We start from the raw sequence: 15,001 nt of genomic DNA on the forward strand, positions 1-15,001 counted from the left end.
TCAATGCGCGGCGCGCGGAAGGCCGAGCGCCGCCTCGACGGCGGGCACGTCGGCGGCCAGCCAGTCCACGGACCAGACCCGATCGGGGGTGAGCCAGCGCAACTCGTCGTGGTCCTCCAGGGGCCGGGGCTCGCCCGACACCAGGCGGGCCGTCCAGACCCGCAGGACGTACCCCTTGGGAAGCGGCCACTCCCCCGGCACCCGGCCGGTCAGCTCGGCCTCGACGCCCAGTTCCTCGCGGAGCTCGCGCACCAGCGCGTCCTCGCTCCGCTCACCGGGCTCGACCTTGCCGCCGGGCAGCTCCCAGCCGCCCGCGAGCTCCGGGGGCGCGCTGCGCCGCGCGGCGAGCAGGCGTCCGCCGTCGTACAGGGCGGCGCCCACCACGATGCGTTCGTTCATGCATCGGAGCCTAAGGGGCGGCACGGCCGCCAGGAGGGACAGGGCTAGCCGTCGGGCGGATCTAGGGCCTGTCTGCAGACAGGCCCTGGCGCCCGCTGCCGTTCTGGCTCAGCTTCTCGATCGAGTAGAGCTGCTTGTGCCCGCGGTCGTCGAGGCTGTCCGCGATCTTCTGGGCTTCGGCCTTCGTCGCGTACCTGCCCACGCGATAGCGGTTGCCGTTGTCGTCCTGCCGTATGACGAACCAGGGCAGCAGAACTGTGCCGTCATTCATCGCGCCCCTCCGTTCGCCACCCCCGGCGCGCCCCACGCCTCGATCTGTAAGGAAACCGCAATCCGCATATGCCCGAGCCTACGCCCGACCTTTACTCAGCGGATACGAGTTTGCACAAAGAGGTACGCGACAGGACCGCTATCGGCCACGGCCCGGGCGACGCCCGCACTGCGAGGGGCTCACGGGCCGTGAGGAGAGAGCCGAAACCCGCCCCTGCACACAATCGGCCAGGAGCGGGCAAGGGAGAATCCCGGAGAGGGCGAATCCCGGAGTTGTGGGCGAATCCCGGCGTTACCGCACAGGCAGGTGGTACGCGATCCGATAGCGGTCGGCGGGCACCACGATGTCGGCCGCCTCCACTGGGCGGCCCGACGCGAAATACGTCCGGTGGACGACGATGACCACATGGCCGGGGACACCGCCGAGCGCCGTGAGCTCCTCGGCCAGGCCGGGGCGGGCGCCGACCTCCTCCGCGACGTTGTCCACGATCACGTCGATGGCCGCCATCCGGTCCACCACTCCGCAGCCGCCGAGCGGGCCCTCCTCGGGGAGCATCACGGGGGTGCGCCCGGTGACGGCCAGGGGCTCCCAGGACGTGGAGATCATCATGGCCTCCCCGGCATCCCGGAAGACGTACTTCGTGCACATCACGCGGTCACCGACGCGAATGCCGAGGCGCTCGGCCACCGCGGCGTTCGCCTCGATCTGCTCGCTGCGGGACTCCCAGGTGCCGCGCACGCCGTCCGCGGCCTGCTCCTGACGGAACGGCGTCGAGCCGCCGTTCACCGCGCGGTAGCCGGTGCGGGCGATCTTGCGCGGGACGGGGCGCTCGCGCACATAGGTGCCCGATCCGGAGCGCCCTTCGACCAGGCCCTCGGCCATCAGGACCTTGCGCGCCTCCAGGGCGACCGTGTCCGACACCCCGTACTCCTCGCGGATTCTGGCTTGCGAGGGGAGGCGGGTGTGCGGCGGCAGCGAACCGTCGGCGATCTTCTTGCGGAGATCACCCGCAACCCGCAGATACGCCGGCTGTTCACCGAAAGTCACTGGCCACTCCCATCAGGTTGACAGACAGCAACAGCCTGGCAACCGTGGGTTGTTGGGTGCAACCCAAGGCCAAGGAATCACCCGAAGTGATGATTTCTCCTGGCGCAGGTCTTTACGCAGGGGCTTTCCCCGGATATAGCGAACGGTCCAGGGCACTGAGGAAACGTTCGGTCGCGGCGCGCGCGATCTGACTGCCCCAGCCTCCCCAGTTCACGTCGAAACAATGATCGGCCCACGGCAGTTCGACATACGTCGCCGGCGCACCGGCCCCCTTGAGGCGCCGCGCCAGCTCGCGCGCCTGCGCCACCGGCACCGCGCGATCCGCGCTCCCGTGCAGCAGCAGCGTCGGCGGTACGTCGCCCCGGACGAGCCGCACGGGCGAGCCGAGGCGGTAGCGGGCGGGAGCGGTGGCGGCCGAACCGCCCATCAGGAGCGGGATCATGGGGTCGCGGCGCAGCGCGGTGCCCGCGATCAGACGCCGCATGTCGGTGGGCCCGTAGAGCGAGAGCACGCCCGAGACCGAACTGTCCCGTGCCGCGCAGGACGCCGGAACCCTGCCGTCGTCCTCCGTGTAGGCCGCGGCGAGGGCGAGGTTGCCGCCCGCCGAACTGCCCGCCAGGAGAAGGCGGTCGGGGTCGATGCCGTACACGCGCGCGTGCCGCCGCACCCAGCCGACGGCGCACTTCACGTCGCCGATCTGGTCGAGCTGGGTGGCGCGGGGCGCGAGTCGGTAGTCGATGTCGAAGACCGACCACCCGCGCGCGTTGAACCACCGGTTCCATCGGGGGGTCTGACTGCGGTGCCCCTTGTTCCAGCCGCCGCCGTGCACCCACACGACGGCGGGGCGCCGCACCTCGGCCCGCTTGGGCAGCGCCCAGAGGTCGAGCCGCAGCTTCTGCCCCCTGCCGCGGTGCGCCCCGTGACCGCGTCCCACGCGCGCGTAGGTGAGGGTTCGGGCGCGGTCGGGCACCTTGGCGTAGTTGACACCGTCGAAGTACTGCGCGGGTGCGAGCTGTTGACCCTGCTGCCGCGCGGTGCCGTACGCAGCGGCGTACGGCATCACTCCGTAGACGAGGGCCGCGAAGGAGGCGAGCGCGGCGAGCCCCGCGCACCAGGGGTGACGTCTGCCCGCGAGCGCGGCGCCCGCGAGGCCGAGCAGCCCCGGCGGCAGCAGCACAAGACCCCAGGAGGTGATCGCGGCGGCGACGAGCACCAAGAGCGGGACGCGGGGCAGCGGGGCGGCGACGAGGACGGCGAGCGCCGCGTTCAGCAGGCCGGTGGCCAGGAGCAGGACCCGGGCCACGGCGGGCGGCGGCACGACGGACGTCACACCGAAGAACTATCACAGAAGCGGACAAAAACCCCTCAGGATGCCCGCCCCTGACGGCACGTGACCCTAGGCGCCACCGGGCGGGTGCCGCGGAGCCGGATCACGCGTCCTCGGTCTCGCCGCCCTCCCCGTGCTCCTCGTCGAGGCCCGACTCCGGCCCGTCCTCAGGAGTCGCGTCGCGCGGTGAAATCGTCGACAGGTCCAGCGACTTGCGGGCCGCCGCTGCCTCCTTGTCGCCGAGTCCCTGAAGGCCCGCTACGTAGTGCTCGGTGAAGCTGTCGGCGTCGGGAGCCCCGGCCGCCTTCACCCACTCCTTGCGGCTCTTCCCGATCTGGGCCACGAGCTTGTCGACGTGCTTCTGCGTCGCCGCGGGCCAGTCGTGCGCGCGCAGCCGCCGCGCCTGCTCGCCGAGGCCCTTGTCGACTCCGGCGGCCCACTTCTTGTGCCCTTCGAGGTCGTCCTCGATCCGCTCCTCCGCGGGCGCCTCCTGCAGATACGCCTCGTCGAAGGGCCGGTCCGCCTTCACATAGGCGAGCTGGTCCGCGTCGAGCGTCGTCGCGTCGCTGCGCAGGGACCCTTCGAGCTGCTGCTTCGGATCCGAGGCGCCGAAGATGCACGTGACGTGACGGTCGCCCCGGCCCCAGGTCCTGCGGTCGGGCGTGAAGTAGTAGAGCTCGGCGTCGCCGAAGTCCGCCCAGCTGTCCATGACGTACTCGAACTGGAGGTCGGTGCACCTGGTCTCGGCGAGTTCGCGCATGTCGGCGTCGCCCGGGTAGCCGGTGTGGTTCACGCGGAACGACGCGTAGACCTCGCCGTCGTGCCCCTGGGAGCACGGGACCTCGTCGACCTCGGAGGCGTACTTCATGGAGTCGATCTTCCCGTCGGACGCGTCGAAGCAGCCGCCCTTGCCGACCGGGAAGGCACCGGCGTTCTGCCGGGACTCGCGGGCCGCGTCCCGGAACCCCTCGGCGAAGTCACGGGCGCCGCCCGTGGCGACGGCGAGGACGAGCAGCAGGACGCCGACCACGGAGATGATGCTGCCCGCGATCGCGAGGCCCTTGCCGCGCTCGCCCTTCTTCTTGATCTGCGCGAGCGCGACCAGGCCGAGGATCAGGCCGACGGCGGGCAGGAAGCACAGGATGCCAAGGACCAGGGAGGCGATCGCGAAGCCGTTCACCGGCGGCCGGGAGTAGGGGGAGTACGGGCCGGGCCACTGCCGGTAGGGGCTGTGCCCGTACGGCGGCAAGGGCGGCCCCGGCTGGCCCGGCTGGCCTGATTGGCCCGGCTGGCCCGGCTGATCCGGCTGCCCTCCAGGAGGCGCGTACGGACCGGGCGGCGGCGGTATGTCCACGGGTAGCGTGCTCCTGGATTTCTGGTGGGCGGTGCGCAGAGCTTGGCGCATCGTAATCGCGGCGGGGGCGAAAAGGTAATGCGGCGGCAAAGTTCGACAACTCGGACAGTCGTGCGGGCCGTCAACGGCCTGACCTCGCGATGGGCGGCGACGGCGGCCGCCGACCGCGGCACCGTCTTCTCGGCGCCCGGCGTCTGGCCGCTCCTCGCGTTCCTCGCGGACGGCGCGGACGGCGCGGCCCGCACGGAGCTCGCGGCCGCGGTCGGGCTCCGGGCCGACGGAGCGGCGGCGGCCGCAAGGGAGTTGCTGGCCGCGCTGCACGGCGTACGGGGCATGGACGCGGCCCTTGGCCTGTGGACCAGGCGCACCCTGACCCTGCGGGACGCGTGGCGCGACGGGGTGCCGGTGGCCGCGCTGGGCGTGCTGACCGGGGATCCGGCGACGGACGCGGCGACGCTCGACGCGTGGGCGGCGGAGCGGACGGGTGGGCAGATCGAGCGGATGCCGGTGGAGCTCGCGCCGGACACCGAGATGGTCCTCGCGAGCGCGCTCGCGCTGCGCGCGGACTGGACGACGCCGTTCGAGCAGTACCCACTGGAGCCCGCCACCGGCCCGTGGCAGGGCTTGCAGATCGCGGGGCTCCGGCGGTCGGCCCCCGGCCTGGACGCCGTACGGATAGGCCGCTGCCCCGCCGGTCGCATCACCGCGGTGGCTTTGCGCGGCACGGCGGACGTGGACGTGCACCTGCTGCTCGGGGAGGCGCACATGGGCCCCGGCGAGGTCCTGCCGACGGGCCTCGGCATGCTCATGGACGACGTCCCCACGACATCGGGCAGCGAGCTGGCTCCGGGGCAGGCCGGGCCCGGCGCGGTCCTGCGCGAGACCCTCGCCGACGCCCCCGACGAGCCGCCGCACGTCTCGCTGGACACCGTGGAGTTCACCCTCGACGCGGAGCACGACCTGAAGGCACCGCCCGGGATCTTCGGCCTGGAAGCCGCGAGCGCCCCGCGCCCCGGCTCGTTCCCTGGCATCTCCGAGTGGCCCCTCGCGGTGGGGTCGGCCCGGCAGACGACGACCGCGACGTTCGGCGCGACGGGCTTCCGGGCCGGTGCGGTCACGGCGGTCGCCATGGACTGGATGGGGCTGCCCTCGTACACCACGACCGAGCTTGCGGTCACGGTGGACCGCCCCTTCGGCTTCCTCGCCCTGGACCGCGGAACACGCCTCGTCCTCGCGGCGGGCTGGGTCACCGACCCGAAGCCGTACCGCGAGGACGAGGATCACTGACGCACGTACTCACATACGAATACGCACGCACTCAGAGACTTACAGACTCAGGGCCTCAGGGACTCAGAACTGCAGCCCCCACGAGTCGATCTTCCCGGTGTCCTGCGCCGCGTTGTCGCTGACCCGCAGCTTCCACGTGCCGTTGGCCGTCTCCGAGGAGGCGTTCACCGTGTACGTGGTGTTGATGTTGTCCGAGCTGCCGCCGGTCCCGTAGCCCTTGAGGGTGTAGGCGGTGCCGTCGGGGGCGACCAGCTGGACCTGGAGGTCGCCGATGTAGGTGTGCTGGATGACGACCGGCACGGAGAGGGCCGCCGGGGCCGAGCCCTCGACGCCGGTGACGTTGATCGGCGACTCGGCCGTGGCGTTGTCGTTGATCGCGAAGTCGTCGGTGTTGCTGAACGACTTGCCGGGCGGGTTGGTCGTGCCGCCGGTGACGTTCAGGAGCCGGTTGGGCGAGCCGGAGCCGGGGCTGCCGACGACGCCCGACGAGGCGGCGCTGACCAGGCCCGCGGAGACCTGCGCCGGAGTCGACGTGGGGTTCTGGCCCAGATAGATCGCGGCCGCGCCCGCGACGTGCGGGGAGGCCATCGACGTACCGGAGATGGTGTTGGTCGCCGTGTCGTTGGTGTTCCACGACGAGGTGATCGAGGAGCCCGGGGCGAAGATGTCGAGGATGCTGCCGTAGTTCGAGTAGCTCGCCCTGGCGTCGGTGTTGGTCGTGGCACCGACGGTGATGGCCTCCGCCACGCGCGCGGGCGACTTGGTCGAGGCGTCCGTGGACTCGTTGCCCGCCGCCACCGCGTAGGTGATGCCCGCGGCGATGGAGTTGCGGACGGCCGTGTCGAGCGCGCTGTCGGCGCCGCCGCCGAGCGACATGTTGGCCACGGCGGGCTTGACCGCGTTCTTGGTCACCCAGTCGATGCCCGCGACGACCTGGGCCGTGGTGCCCGAGCCCGAGTTGTTCAGGACGCGGACGCCGACGATCTTGGCCTTCTTCGCGACACCGTGCAGGGTGCCCGCGACGGTGCCCGCGACGTGCGTGCCGTGGCCGTGGCCGTCCTGGGCGGTGTTGTCGTTGTCGATGGCGTCATAGCCGTAGGAGGCGCGGCCGCCGAAGTCGGTGTGGCTGATGCGGACGCCGGTGTCGATGATGTACGCGGTGACGCCCTCACCCGCCGAGTCCGGGTAGGTGTACTTCTGGTCCAGCGGCAGGTTCTTCTGGTCGATGCGGTCCAGCCCCCAGGACGGCGGGTTGTTCTGGGTCGCGGTGGCGGTGAACGTCCGGTTCTGGACGACCGCGTCGACCGCGGGGTCGGCGGCGAACTTCTTCGCCTCGGCCTCGGAGAGCTCGACCGCGTAGCCGTTGAGGGCCTTGTCGTAGATCCGCTCGATCTTGGCGCCGTACTCCTTGGCGAGGGCCTTGCCCTCGGCGGAGCGGGCCTTCGGAGCGTTCTCGTCGAGGCTCACGATGTAGCTGTTCTTGATCGTGCCGGGGACGCCGGCGTTCTCGATCGTGCCTTCCGCCCGGTCCGGCTGCGCGTTCGCCGGGAGGGCGGAGACGACGCCGAGGGCGAGGGCCGCGACCGCGGTCGCGCTGAGCCCGGCCAGTCTTCGGCGGTTGTTACGCATCACTGCCATCTGAGGGGTCCTCCTCAATAGGTGGTGCGTCGGTGGGGGAATGGTGCCGTGGTGCCCACACTCACGGAGTCGCGCGGCAGGGGCATGTCAATGCGACATGCCGGTCCTTGACTCCGTCGGGACGAAAGATTGGCTGATCCATAGGAATCCCACAAGGGTCAGGACCGGACGTAACGCGACTGCCACGGAGGCGTCATGACGCACCATCAGCAACCGCCACGTACCTCTCACGTCCCGGCTTCAACAACCGTCACGCATAGCCTGCGCGCATGACAGACATGACGGACGGCGTGACGGGCGAGGTGACGGGCGAGGTGACTGACGACATGACAGGTGCCGCACGGGGTTTGGTGACAGGAGCCGTGCCATCCGTACCAGCCGTGCCATCTATGCCACCTGTGCCAGCCGCGACCGTCCTGCCCGACTGCTTCTGCCCGGTCGACGGGACGCGCGTCCCAGGGGGCTCGCTCACCTGGTCGTGCCCGGTCTGCCGCGGCCCACTCGACCTGGACTTCTCCCCCTCGCCCGCTCCCCTGAAGGCGCTCGCGGGCCGGGTGAACTCACTGTGGCGGTACGCGGAGTGCCTGCCCCTGCCCGCCCCCGCGATCTCCCTCGGCGAGGGCCGCACGCCCCTCGTGGAGCTGGCGGGGCCGGTTTCGGCCAAGTTGGACTTCCTGATGCCGACGCTGTCCTTCAAGGACCGTGGCGCGGTCATGCTCGCCGCCCTCGCGCGGCGCCTCGGCCCCGACCGGGTCATCGCCGACAGCAGCGGCAACGCGGGCACGGCCGTCGCCGCGTACTGCGCGCGGGCCGGTCTCGACTGCACCGTGTACGTTCCCGTCGGGACGTCGCCGAAGAAGCTGGAGCAGATCGGCGCGCACGGCGCACGGCTCGAAGTCATCGACGGCGACCGGGAGTCGACGGCGCTGGCGGCCCGTGCCGCGGCCGACGAGCCGGGCACGTTCTACGCCTCGCACGTCCACAACCCCTACTTCCTCCACGGCACCAAGACGTACGTCCACGAGCTCTGGGAGGACCTCGGCGGACGCCTCACCGACGCCCTCGTCGTCCCCGTCGGCAACGGCACGCTGCTGCTCGGCGCGGCGCTCGCGGTCCGGGAGCTGCACACGGCGGGGCTCATCGCGCGGCGGCCCGCGCTGTACGCCGTGCAGTCCGCTGCGGTCGCCCCGCTCGCCGCGGCGTGGCGGGCCGGTGCCGACGACCTGGTCGGCGAGACCCCGATGGCGCCCACCTTCGCGGAGGGCATCGCGATTCCCCGCCCGCCGCGCGCCCGGCAGATCCTTCGCGCGGTACGCGATTCGGGCGGCGGCTTCCTCACAGTGACGGAGGACCAGATCGTGGCGGCGCAGCAGGACCTGGCCTCGCGAGGCCTGTACGTCGAGTCCACGGGCGTCGCCTGCTGGGCGGCCGTGCGGGAGGGCGCGCTCGGCGAGCGGACGGCGGTGGTCCCGCTGTGCGGGGCGGGGGCGAAGACGGGGCTCGCGAAGGCGGTGGGCGGCTGAGGCCAGGCAGGGGGGCAGTGACCACCTCACGGAAGGAAAGGCCCCCGCCCCGGCTTACCCCCGCCCGTCGACCAAGCCCGACTCCCATGCCCAGGCGGCGATCTCCACCCGGTTGCGGGCGGACAGTTTCGTCTGCACGTTGGTGAGGTGCGTCTTCACCGTGCCCACCGAGATGCACAGTTCGGCGGCGATCTCCGCGTTGGTCAGCCCTCTGGCCACCAGCCGCACCAGGTCCGTCTCCCGCTCGGAGAGCGCGGTGTGCGGCTCCCGAGGGGCGGGTGCGGCGCTGTTGAGCTGCCGCAGCAGGCGGACCGTGATGGCCGGGCTCACCAGCGCCTCGCCGGACGCGGCCGCCCTGATGGCCTCGACGAGCAGGGCGGGCCCCGAATCCTTGATGAGGAAGCCGGAGGCCCCTTCGGCCAGGGCGCGCTGGACGTACTCGTCGTCGTCGAACGTCGTCACCACGACGACCTTCGGCGGATTCACGGTGCCGGGGCGCGTCAGTCTGCGCAGCGCCTCCAACCCGTCCATGCGGGGCATGCGGATGTCCATCAGCACGACGTCGGGCCGGTGGCGCTCGGCGAGTTCCACGGCATGCACGCCGTCCGTGGCCTCGCCGACGACGTCGATGTCTTCCTCCGCGGCGAGGATCATCGCGAACCCGGCACGGACCATGGCCTGATCGTCGGCGATCAGCACGCGGATCGTCACGACGCCGCCGCCTTCGTCCGGGACACGGACGCGGGCGCGACCTGGGACGCGACCTGGGACGCCGACGAGGACGCGACCGGGGACTCAGCCGGGGGCTCAGCCGGGGACGCGGGAAGCGTCGCCTCGACGCCCCAGCCGCCCGTCGTCACCGGGCCCGCCTGGATGCTGCCGCCGATCAGGCCCACCCGCTCGGCCAGTCCCTTGAGGCCGAACCCGCTGGAGGAGCCGTGGCGCTGCCGTCCGTCGTCGCTGACCCGTACGGTGAGCCGGTCTCCCGAGCGCTCCACGCGCACCCGCACCTCGGTGCATCCGTGGGCGTGCTTGCGTACGTTGGTGAGGGCCTCCATCACCACCCGGTGCGCGGTGGTGGTCACCTCAACCGGCAGGTCGTCGAAGGTTCCTGCCAGGTCGAGCCGGGCGCGGGCGCCACCCACGGCCGAGAACTCCTCGACGAGCGACCGCACTTCGCCGATCCCGGCCAGCGGCGTCAGCGCCACCTCTCCGTCGGTGTCGCGCAGCATCCCCACCATGTGCCGCATGGAGGTCAGCGCCTCCGAGCCCGCGTGTTCGATCCGCTCCAGCGCGGGCGGCACCAGCTCGGGCCGTCGGCCCGCGATCGCCTGGGCCCCCTGTGCCTGTACGACGATGCCGGTCACGTGGTGGGCGACGAAGTCGTGCAGGTCCCTGGCGAACTCCGTCCGCTGCTCCAGCCTGAGGGCCGCCGCCTGCCGACGCCGGTCCGCCAGGAGCAGACGCATCCCCAGGCCGATGCCCAACGCGGCGACAGCTGCCAGGGCCCAGAGCAGCGCCATGATGATGGTGGACTGCCGCACCGCGGTCGACACCGGCCGCACGATGATCGCCGTGCCGAGGAGCGGGACGGCGAGCGCCGCCCACGACGGCTTGCCCCGCCGGGCGACCACCAGCAGGAGCCACGTCAGCGCCGCGAGTTCGGCGAATCCCATCGCAAGGCCGCTCGCCCGCATCTCCAGGTGCATCCAGAACGACACGCACAACGACACGCCCGCGAGTACGCAGGCGGCCATCGGGAGTGCCCGGCTGTCGAGCCGGGGCGATGCGGCGACAAGGCCGACGGACAGCAGAGCGCCGATCAGCTTGCCGGGGCCGTAAGCCTCGATGTAGTAGAGACCGCCCACCGAGTCGAGCAGGACGAGGGAGACCAGGCCCGCGAACAGCAGCAGCCACACCGATTTGGGCAGCTGCCGAGCAAGGCCCTTCGCGTCCGTGGCCGTAGCTGTAGCTGTGGCTGTGGCTGTGGCCGCTGCCTTCGCCGCCTCCAGCATCTTTCTCACCATCCCTAGCGCGGACCGGCCGAAAGTCGGAGTCGGCCGCGAATGATCTGTCTTTCGCCCGATCCGCCGCAAGGCGCGGCGGAGGAGAGTCGTGTCCACCGGGCGGCGCTCGCCCCTCATCGCACGACTCATCCTTCATCGCACTTCATCGCACGAGGAGCATGTCATGGTCACGGCTGACGCCACCCAGGCGGGGAAAACCCGGAGCCGCGCCGCGGGCGCCGCGGGCCCTCGCTGACAGCCGCGCAGGCCCCGCACGGACGGTCCCCCGACACGGCCGCCCCTCCCCCACGCACACGGCGGCCTCCCCTCCACATGCACAGGAGCAACAGATGCACGACGCAGAGACGCACCACGGCGTCCCCGGTTTCGGCGGTTTCGGCGGTTTCGGCGGTTTCGGACCGCCCCCCGAAGGCTTCGAACCCCCCGCCGGAGGCTACGGAACAGCCGTCGGCGAGGCGGCGATCGAGGCCCACGGGGTCGGCAAGCGGTACCGGCGCGGCTGGGCGCTGCGGGACGTTTCGTTCCGGCTGCCGAGGGGGCGGGTGTGCGGCCTCGTCGGCCCCAACGGCGCGGGCAAGAGCACGCTGATGGGCCTGGCCACGCACATGATCCGGCCGTCGACCGGCGACCTGCGCGTGTTCGGCGCCGTACCGGGGTCGACGGAGGCAGTCCTGCGGACCGCGTTCCTGACCCAGGAGAAGCCGCTGTTCCGGCGCTTCACCGTGGCCGAGACCCTGCGCCTGGGCCGCGAGCTCAATCCCCACTGGGACCAGGCGGTCGCCGAGGGCATCGTCGACGCGGGCAACGTACCGATGAAGGCGAAGACAGGGACGCTGTCCGGCGGGCAGCGCACCCGCGTCGCCTTCGCCCTGGCCTTCGGAAAGCGCCCCGAACTGCTCATCCTCGATGAGCCGATGTCCGATCTCGACCCGCTGGTACGCCGCGAACTGATGGCCACGCTGAGGGCGGAGGCCGCCCAGCACGGCACGACGGTCCTGGTCTCCTCGCACATGCTCGCCGAGCTGGAGCACATCTGCGACTACCTCCTGGTCATCGCGAACGGCACGCTGCGCCTGGCGGGCGAGGTGAACGAACTGCGCGCCGCACACGCCCTGTTCGCCGCCCCGGGCGACGGCTCGTTCCCCGCCGTCGCACCGCACACGGTCGTCGAGACCCACGGCGCCGAAGACGGCAGGCCCGGCGTCCTGGTGCGACTGAGCGGACCGATCCAGTACGGCGGACCGGCCGAGCCACCCACCCTGGAGGAACTGCTGCTCGCCTATCTGCGCTCACCCGACGCGCCCCCGCTGATCGCGGCCAGCGCCCGGGTCGGCGACATCCACGACATCATCACCCGCGACCGGCAGAAGGCTGTGAACGCATGAGCACCCTCACTCACGACCCGGCAGCCCGCACGGCGCCCGACGGAAGCCCGCGGAACGGAAGGGGCTCCCGGCAGATCGGCCCCCGGCTCAGCGGTACGGCCTGGCTCGTCTGGCGCCAGCACCGCGCCGCGTTCTGGACCATCATCGTCGGCACCGTCCTGGGCGTGGCCGTCATGATCATTCTGCGCGGGCAGATGATGGACTACCTGGGCACCCTGGAACCGCCCCAGAAGAAGCCCGGCAGCACGCCGCCCGACTTCGAGAAGTACGGCGACCTGATGACCGACATCGGGGGCTACCTGAGCTACTTCCCCGTCCTGGCGGGCGTCCTCCTCGGCGCCCCGCTCATCGCGGGCGACCTGGAATCGGGCACAGCCAAGCTGGTGACGTCGCAGTCCGTCAGCCGCCTGCGCTGGCTCACCATGAAGCTCGCCATGCCCGCCGCACTGGTCGCACTGTCCACCGGCGTGCTCTCGGCCGTCTTCAACTGGTGGTGGAGCCCGGTCAAGGGGCTCGTCACGCAGGCGGAATGGAGCAGCAGCGCGATCTTCGACGTCACGGGCCTGATGCCGGTGGCCTACGCCCTGCTCACGTTCACCCTGGGCGTGGCGGTCGGCCTGCTCCTGCGCCGCACGCTGGTGTCGATGGTGGTCACGCTCGGCATTGTCGTGGCGATCGGGTTCGTCTGGGGCGAGCTCCGGTCGAGCCTGGGGCACGTCATGTCGGTCAGCACCGACAAGGGCGTCGGCCCCGGCGCCAAGCAGCCGGAGCTGCCCGACATGGCCATCCAGCAGGGACAGGGCACCTACTTCGTCACCGGCTCCGGCGACCGCCTGGACTGGACGACCTGCCTCGACAAGATCGACAACGACAAGGCACACACGGCCTGCCTGGAGTCCAAGGGCGTCGTCGGCTGGAGCATGGACTACCTCCCCTTCGAGCAGATGGGCACGATGCAGTGGCTCGGAACGGGCATCATGCTCGCCATCACGGCCGCCGTCGTCGTCTTCATCGTCGCCTGGGGCCGCAAGCGCCTCCTGTGACCCAAGGACCCGGCAATCCTCTGGTCCTCCACTCCTGATCCACCTAGGATCAAGAGCTTTCGACGCAAAGTGCACTCATGCCTCCGGGCACTCGCCCTGACGGCATGTCAGGGCAACTGGGGGCAGCGTGGTTCGACAGGCCGGTCAGCGCGAACGCCTTCGACGTGTGTCCGAGCGGCGTCGCGCTGCGGCAGAACCCGAATCCAGCAGGAATTCGGTCCGGACGGTACTGGTGGCTGCTGTTGTCACCGGCTTGTCCGCTGTCATTGAGCAGATCCGCAACGGCCGGGTCAACGATGCACCGGCTCCGCCCTCGCCTATCGAGGCACTCGCTGACACGGCATGCGGCGTTCCCAGTCAGTCGGCTGTGCCGGGCTCCACGACCCACTCGGCTTGAAACCCGCTCACCGAGGCGATCATGTCGAAGTCGCCGTCGTAGTGCAGGACCGTGGCCCCGTGCCGTTCTGCGGTTGGCGCGATGAGGACGTCGGCCAGCGACAGCGCCCGGTGAAAGCCGGCGTTCAGCGCCAATGCCTGGATCGCGAGCGCCTGCTCGAACGCCTCGTCGTTACAGGGCAAGTAGTCGAAACCACGGAGCAGGGTACGCAGGCGCAGCGCCTCGGGCTTTCCACGCGCCGAGTACAGAACCTCGTACTCGGTCGGGGCGCACACTGCTAGGAGTCCATCGCGGTCCAGCGCATCCAGCCGCGCCCGCACTGCCGGTGTACCCCGGCGGGTCAGCGCGGACTTGTCGATGAGGTAGCGCCCTTTCACGCCGCCGAAGTCCCGTCTTCGCGCTTAAGCGAGCCGTCCGGATTCCGCGGCCCCGTCTGCGACCGGATCTCCGCGAACGCGTCATCAAACTCACCATCGTCAATGGCATCGAACAGCTCCCGGCGCAGCCGCAGCCTCACCCCCTCCGCCATGGCCGCCCGCACTGCGGCGGCCTTCGTCTTCGCCCCGTACACCCGCATCGCCTGCTCGACGATCTCCTCATCTAGATCGATCACAGTCCTGGCCATCAGTTGTCCCTCCACGGCTCGACGCCTCAACAGCGATATCAATTTGACCTCAGAAATGGCATCAAAATGCTGGAGTGCGTCGAGGGTGCCTCGATCAGAGTCGGGAGCACGACCTGGACTGGTTGGTCAGACATTGGAAACCGGCGAGAACGAACCCGGGACCCGTCCACGTCCCAGCACGGGATCCGCGACAAAGTACAAGAGATCCCAGGGCCGCCAACGCTGCACGACATGGTCGACCCACGAACTGAGATCCGGCTCGCGCTGCCGGTGTGTTCTGTGCGCGAGTCGGGGCACCTGTTCAAGGGCCGCTCCACGACCCGCGATCCGCGACAAGAACCGGCCCCGGGGCAGGAGTATCCGCAGTGGCCGGGCCCGGCCCGCACTTCGGCTTCGGCTTGTCGGCGACCGTGTTCGCACGCCGTCCAGAGAATCGCGCCGACAGGCCCCGCCGGGGCGGCGAACGGCTGGATCGCTGGCTCCGGGGCCGGTGCTTTGCCGGTCAGGGAGGCTAGGCTGGGCTGCGTACCGTGAGTCGTCCTCGCCCGTGGAATCGGCCACAGTGGCGGCTCGGACGGGCAAACGCGAATCGAGGCCCCGGAGCTATCCGTCATCGGGCACATCATGGCTCTCTGCAGCCAGCCCAACTTCGGCGCGCCTCTCAGCGCGTTGCTTCAC

The 15,001-nt window shown here is 70.9% G+C and carries 14 protein-coding genes; 4 read left to right on the plus strand and 10 right to left on the minus strand.

Features of this window, described 5'->3' with window-relative positions:
• The 5 genes from ABZV77_RS05060 to ABZV77_RS05080 form a co-directional block, all read right to left on the minus strand.
• Complete coding sequence (locus ABZV77_RS05060) at positions 1 to 399, minus strand: (deoxy)nucleoside triphosphate pyrophosphohydrolase (RefSeq protein ID WP_356250442.1); 399 nt, start codon at positions 397 to 399, stop codon at positions 1 to 3.
• Positions 400 to 460: 61 nt separating this feature from the next.
• The gene (locus ABZV77_RS05065; RefSeq protein ID WP_356250444.1) at positions 461 to 670 is read right to left on the minus strand and encodes an SPOR domain-containing protein; all 210 of its coding nucleotides are present in this window, start codon (positions 668 to 670) and stop codon (positions 461 to 463) included.
• A 291-nt stretch (positions 671 to 961) separates the two neighbouring features.
• Positions 962 to 1,717, minus strand: coding sequence for a GntR family transcriptional regulator (locus ABZV77_RS05070; RefSeq protein WP_356250446.1), 756 nt, complete (start codon positions 1,715 to 1,717; stop codon positions 962 to 964).
• A 112-nt stretch (positions 1,718 to 1,829) separates the two neighbouring features.
• A complete protein-coding gene (locus tag ABZV77_RS05075) occupies positions 1,830 to 3,047 on the minus strand; it encodes an alpha/beta hydrolase (RefSeq protein ID WP_356250448.1) in 1,218 nt (405 codons plus the stop codon).
• 100 nt (positions 3,048 to 3,147) lie between these two features.
• Positions 3,148 to 4,293 (minus strand): DUF4190 domain-containing protein, encoded by a 1,146-nt coding sequence (locus ABZV77_RS05080; protein ID WP_356250449.1) that lies wholly within the window; start codon positions 4,291 to 4,293, stop codon positions 3,148 to 3,150.
• Positions 4,294 to 4,509: 216 nt separating this feature from the next.
• On the opposite strand from ABZV77_RS05080, the gene ABZV77_RS05085 reads away from it, so the two are divergent.
• Positions 4,510 to 5,685: a serpin family protein gene (locus ABZV77_RS05085; RefSeq protein ID WP_356250451.1), complete on the plus strand. Its 1,176-nt coding sequence runs from the start codon at positions 4,510 to 4,512 to the stop codon at positions 5,683 to 5,685.
• Positions 5,686 to 5,748: 63 nt separating this feature from the next.
• Here the strand turns inward: ABZV77_RS05085 and ABZV77_RS05090 are convergent, their stop codons facing one another.
• A complete protein-coding gene (locus tag ABZV77_RS05090) occupies positions 5,749 to 7,323 on the minus strand; it encodes a S8 family peptidase (RefSeq protein WP_356250453.1) in 1,575 nt (524 codons plus the stop codon).
• 398 nt (positions 7,324 to 7,721) lie between these two features.
• Between ABZV77_RS05090 and ABZV77_RS05095 the strand changes: the two genes are divergently transcribed.
• A complete protein-coding gene (locus ABZV77_RS05095; protein ID WP_356250455.1) occupies positions 7,722 to 8,846 on the plus strand; it encodes a threonine synthase in 1,125 nt (374 codons plus the stop codon).
• Between the two features lie 54 nt (positions 8,847 to 8,900).
• Here the strand turns inward: ABZV77_RS05095 and ABZV77_RS05100 are convergent, their stop codons facing one another.
• Together ABZV77_RS05100 and ABZV77_RS05105 are read right to left on the minus strand one after the other, a co-directional pair.
• On the minus strand, positions 8,901 to 9,557 hold the full coding sequence (locus tag ABZV77_RS05100; RefSeq protein WP_356250457.1) for a response regulator transcription factor: 657 nt from the start codon (positions 9,555 to 9,557) through the stop codon (positions 8,901 to 8,903).
• The gene (locus ABZV77_RS05105; RefSeq protein ID WP_356250459.1) at positions 9,554 to 10,861 is read right to left on the minus strand and encodes a histidine kinase; all 1,308 of its coding nucleotides are present in this window, start codon (positions 10,859 to 10,861) and stop codon (positions 9,554 to 9,556) included. Before ABZV77_RS05105 ends, ABZV77_RS05100 begins: the two co-directional genes overlap by 4 nt.
• Before the next feature lie 341 nt (positions 10,862 to 11,202).
• Between ABZV77_RS05105 and ABZV77_RS05110 the strand changes: the two genes are divergently transcribed.
• Entirely contained in the window at positions 11,203 to 12,258 is a 1,056-nt protein-coding gene (locus ABZV77_RS05110; protein ID WP_356250461.1) for an ABC transporter ATP-binding protein, read from the plus strand.
• Positions 12,255 to 13,301 carry a transmembrane transport protein gene (locus ABZV77_RS05115; protein ID WP_356250463.1) on the plus strand — a complete coding sequence of 349 codons (1,047 nt, stop codon included), beginning with the start codon at positions 12,255 to 12,257 and terminating at the stop codon, positions 13,299 to 13,301. The genes ABZV77_RS05110 and ABZV77_RS05115 overlap by 4 nt, the downstream gene beginning before the upstream one ends.
• Before the next feature lie 357 nt (positions 13,302 to 13,658).
• Here the strand turns inward: ABZV77_RS05115 and ABZV77_RS05120 are convergent, their stop codons facing one another.
• Both ABZV77_RS05120 and ABZV77_RS05125 read right to left on the minus strand, forming a co-directional pair.
• Positions 13,659 to 14,075, minus strand: a complete 417-nt coding sequence (locus tag ABZV77_RS05120; RefSeq protein WP_356250465.1) for a PIN domain nuclease — start codon at positions 14,073 to 14,075, stop codon at positions 13,659 to 13,661.
• Positions 14,072 to 14,323: a type II toxin-antitoxin system VapB family antitoxin gene (locus tag ABZV77_RS05125; RefSeq protein WP_356250467.1), complete on the minus strand. Its 252-nt coding sequence runs from the start codon at positions 14,321 to 14,323 to the stop codon at positions 14,072 to 14,074. Before ABZV77_RS05125 ends, ABZV77_RS05120 begins: the two co-directional genes overlap by 4 nt.
• Positions 14,324 to 15,001 lie beyond the last annotated feature (678 nt).

This window comes from Streptomyces sp. NPDC004732 (assembly GCF_040609235.1).
Taxonomy (GTDB): Bacteria; Actinomycetota; Actinomycetes; order Streptomycetales; family Streptomycetaceae; genus Streptomyces.

What these genes read in the sequence shown, in the direction of transcription:
- ABZV77_RS05115 (WP_356250463.1), top strand. Translation starts at nt 12,255, where the DNA reads ATGAGCACCCTCACTCACGACCCGGCAGCCCGCACGGCGCCCGACGGA.
- ABZV77_RS05060 (WP_356250442.1), bottom strand. Translation starts at nt 399, where the DNA reads ATGAACGAACGCATCGTGGTGGGCGCCGCCCTGTACGACGGCGGACGC.
- ABZV77_RS05125 (WP_356250467.1), bottom strand. Translation starts at nt 14,323, where the DNA reads ATGGCCAGGACTGTGATCGATCTAGATGAGGAGATCGTCGAGCAGGCG.
- ABZV77_RS05090 (WP_356250453.1), bottom strand. Translation starts at nt 7,323, where the DNA reads ATGGCAGTGATGCGTAACAACCGCCGAAGACTGGCCGGGCTCAGCGCG.
- ABZV77_RS05065 (WP_356250444.1), bottom strand. Translation starts at nt 670, where the DNA reads ATGAATGACGGCACAGTTCTGCTGCCCTGGTTCGTCATACGGCAGGAC.
- ABZV77_RS05110 (WP_356250461.1), top strand. Translation starts at nt 11,203, where the DNA reads ATGCACGACGCAGAGACGCACCACGGCGTCCCCGGTTTCGGCGGTTTC.
- ABZV77_RS05105 (WP_356250459.1), bottom strand. Translation starts at nt 10,861, where the DNA reads ATGCTGGAGGCGGCGAAGGCAGCGGCCACAGCCACAGCCACAGCTACA.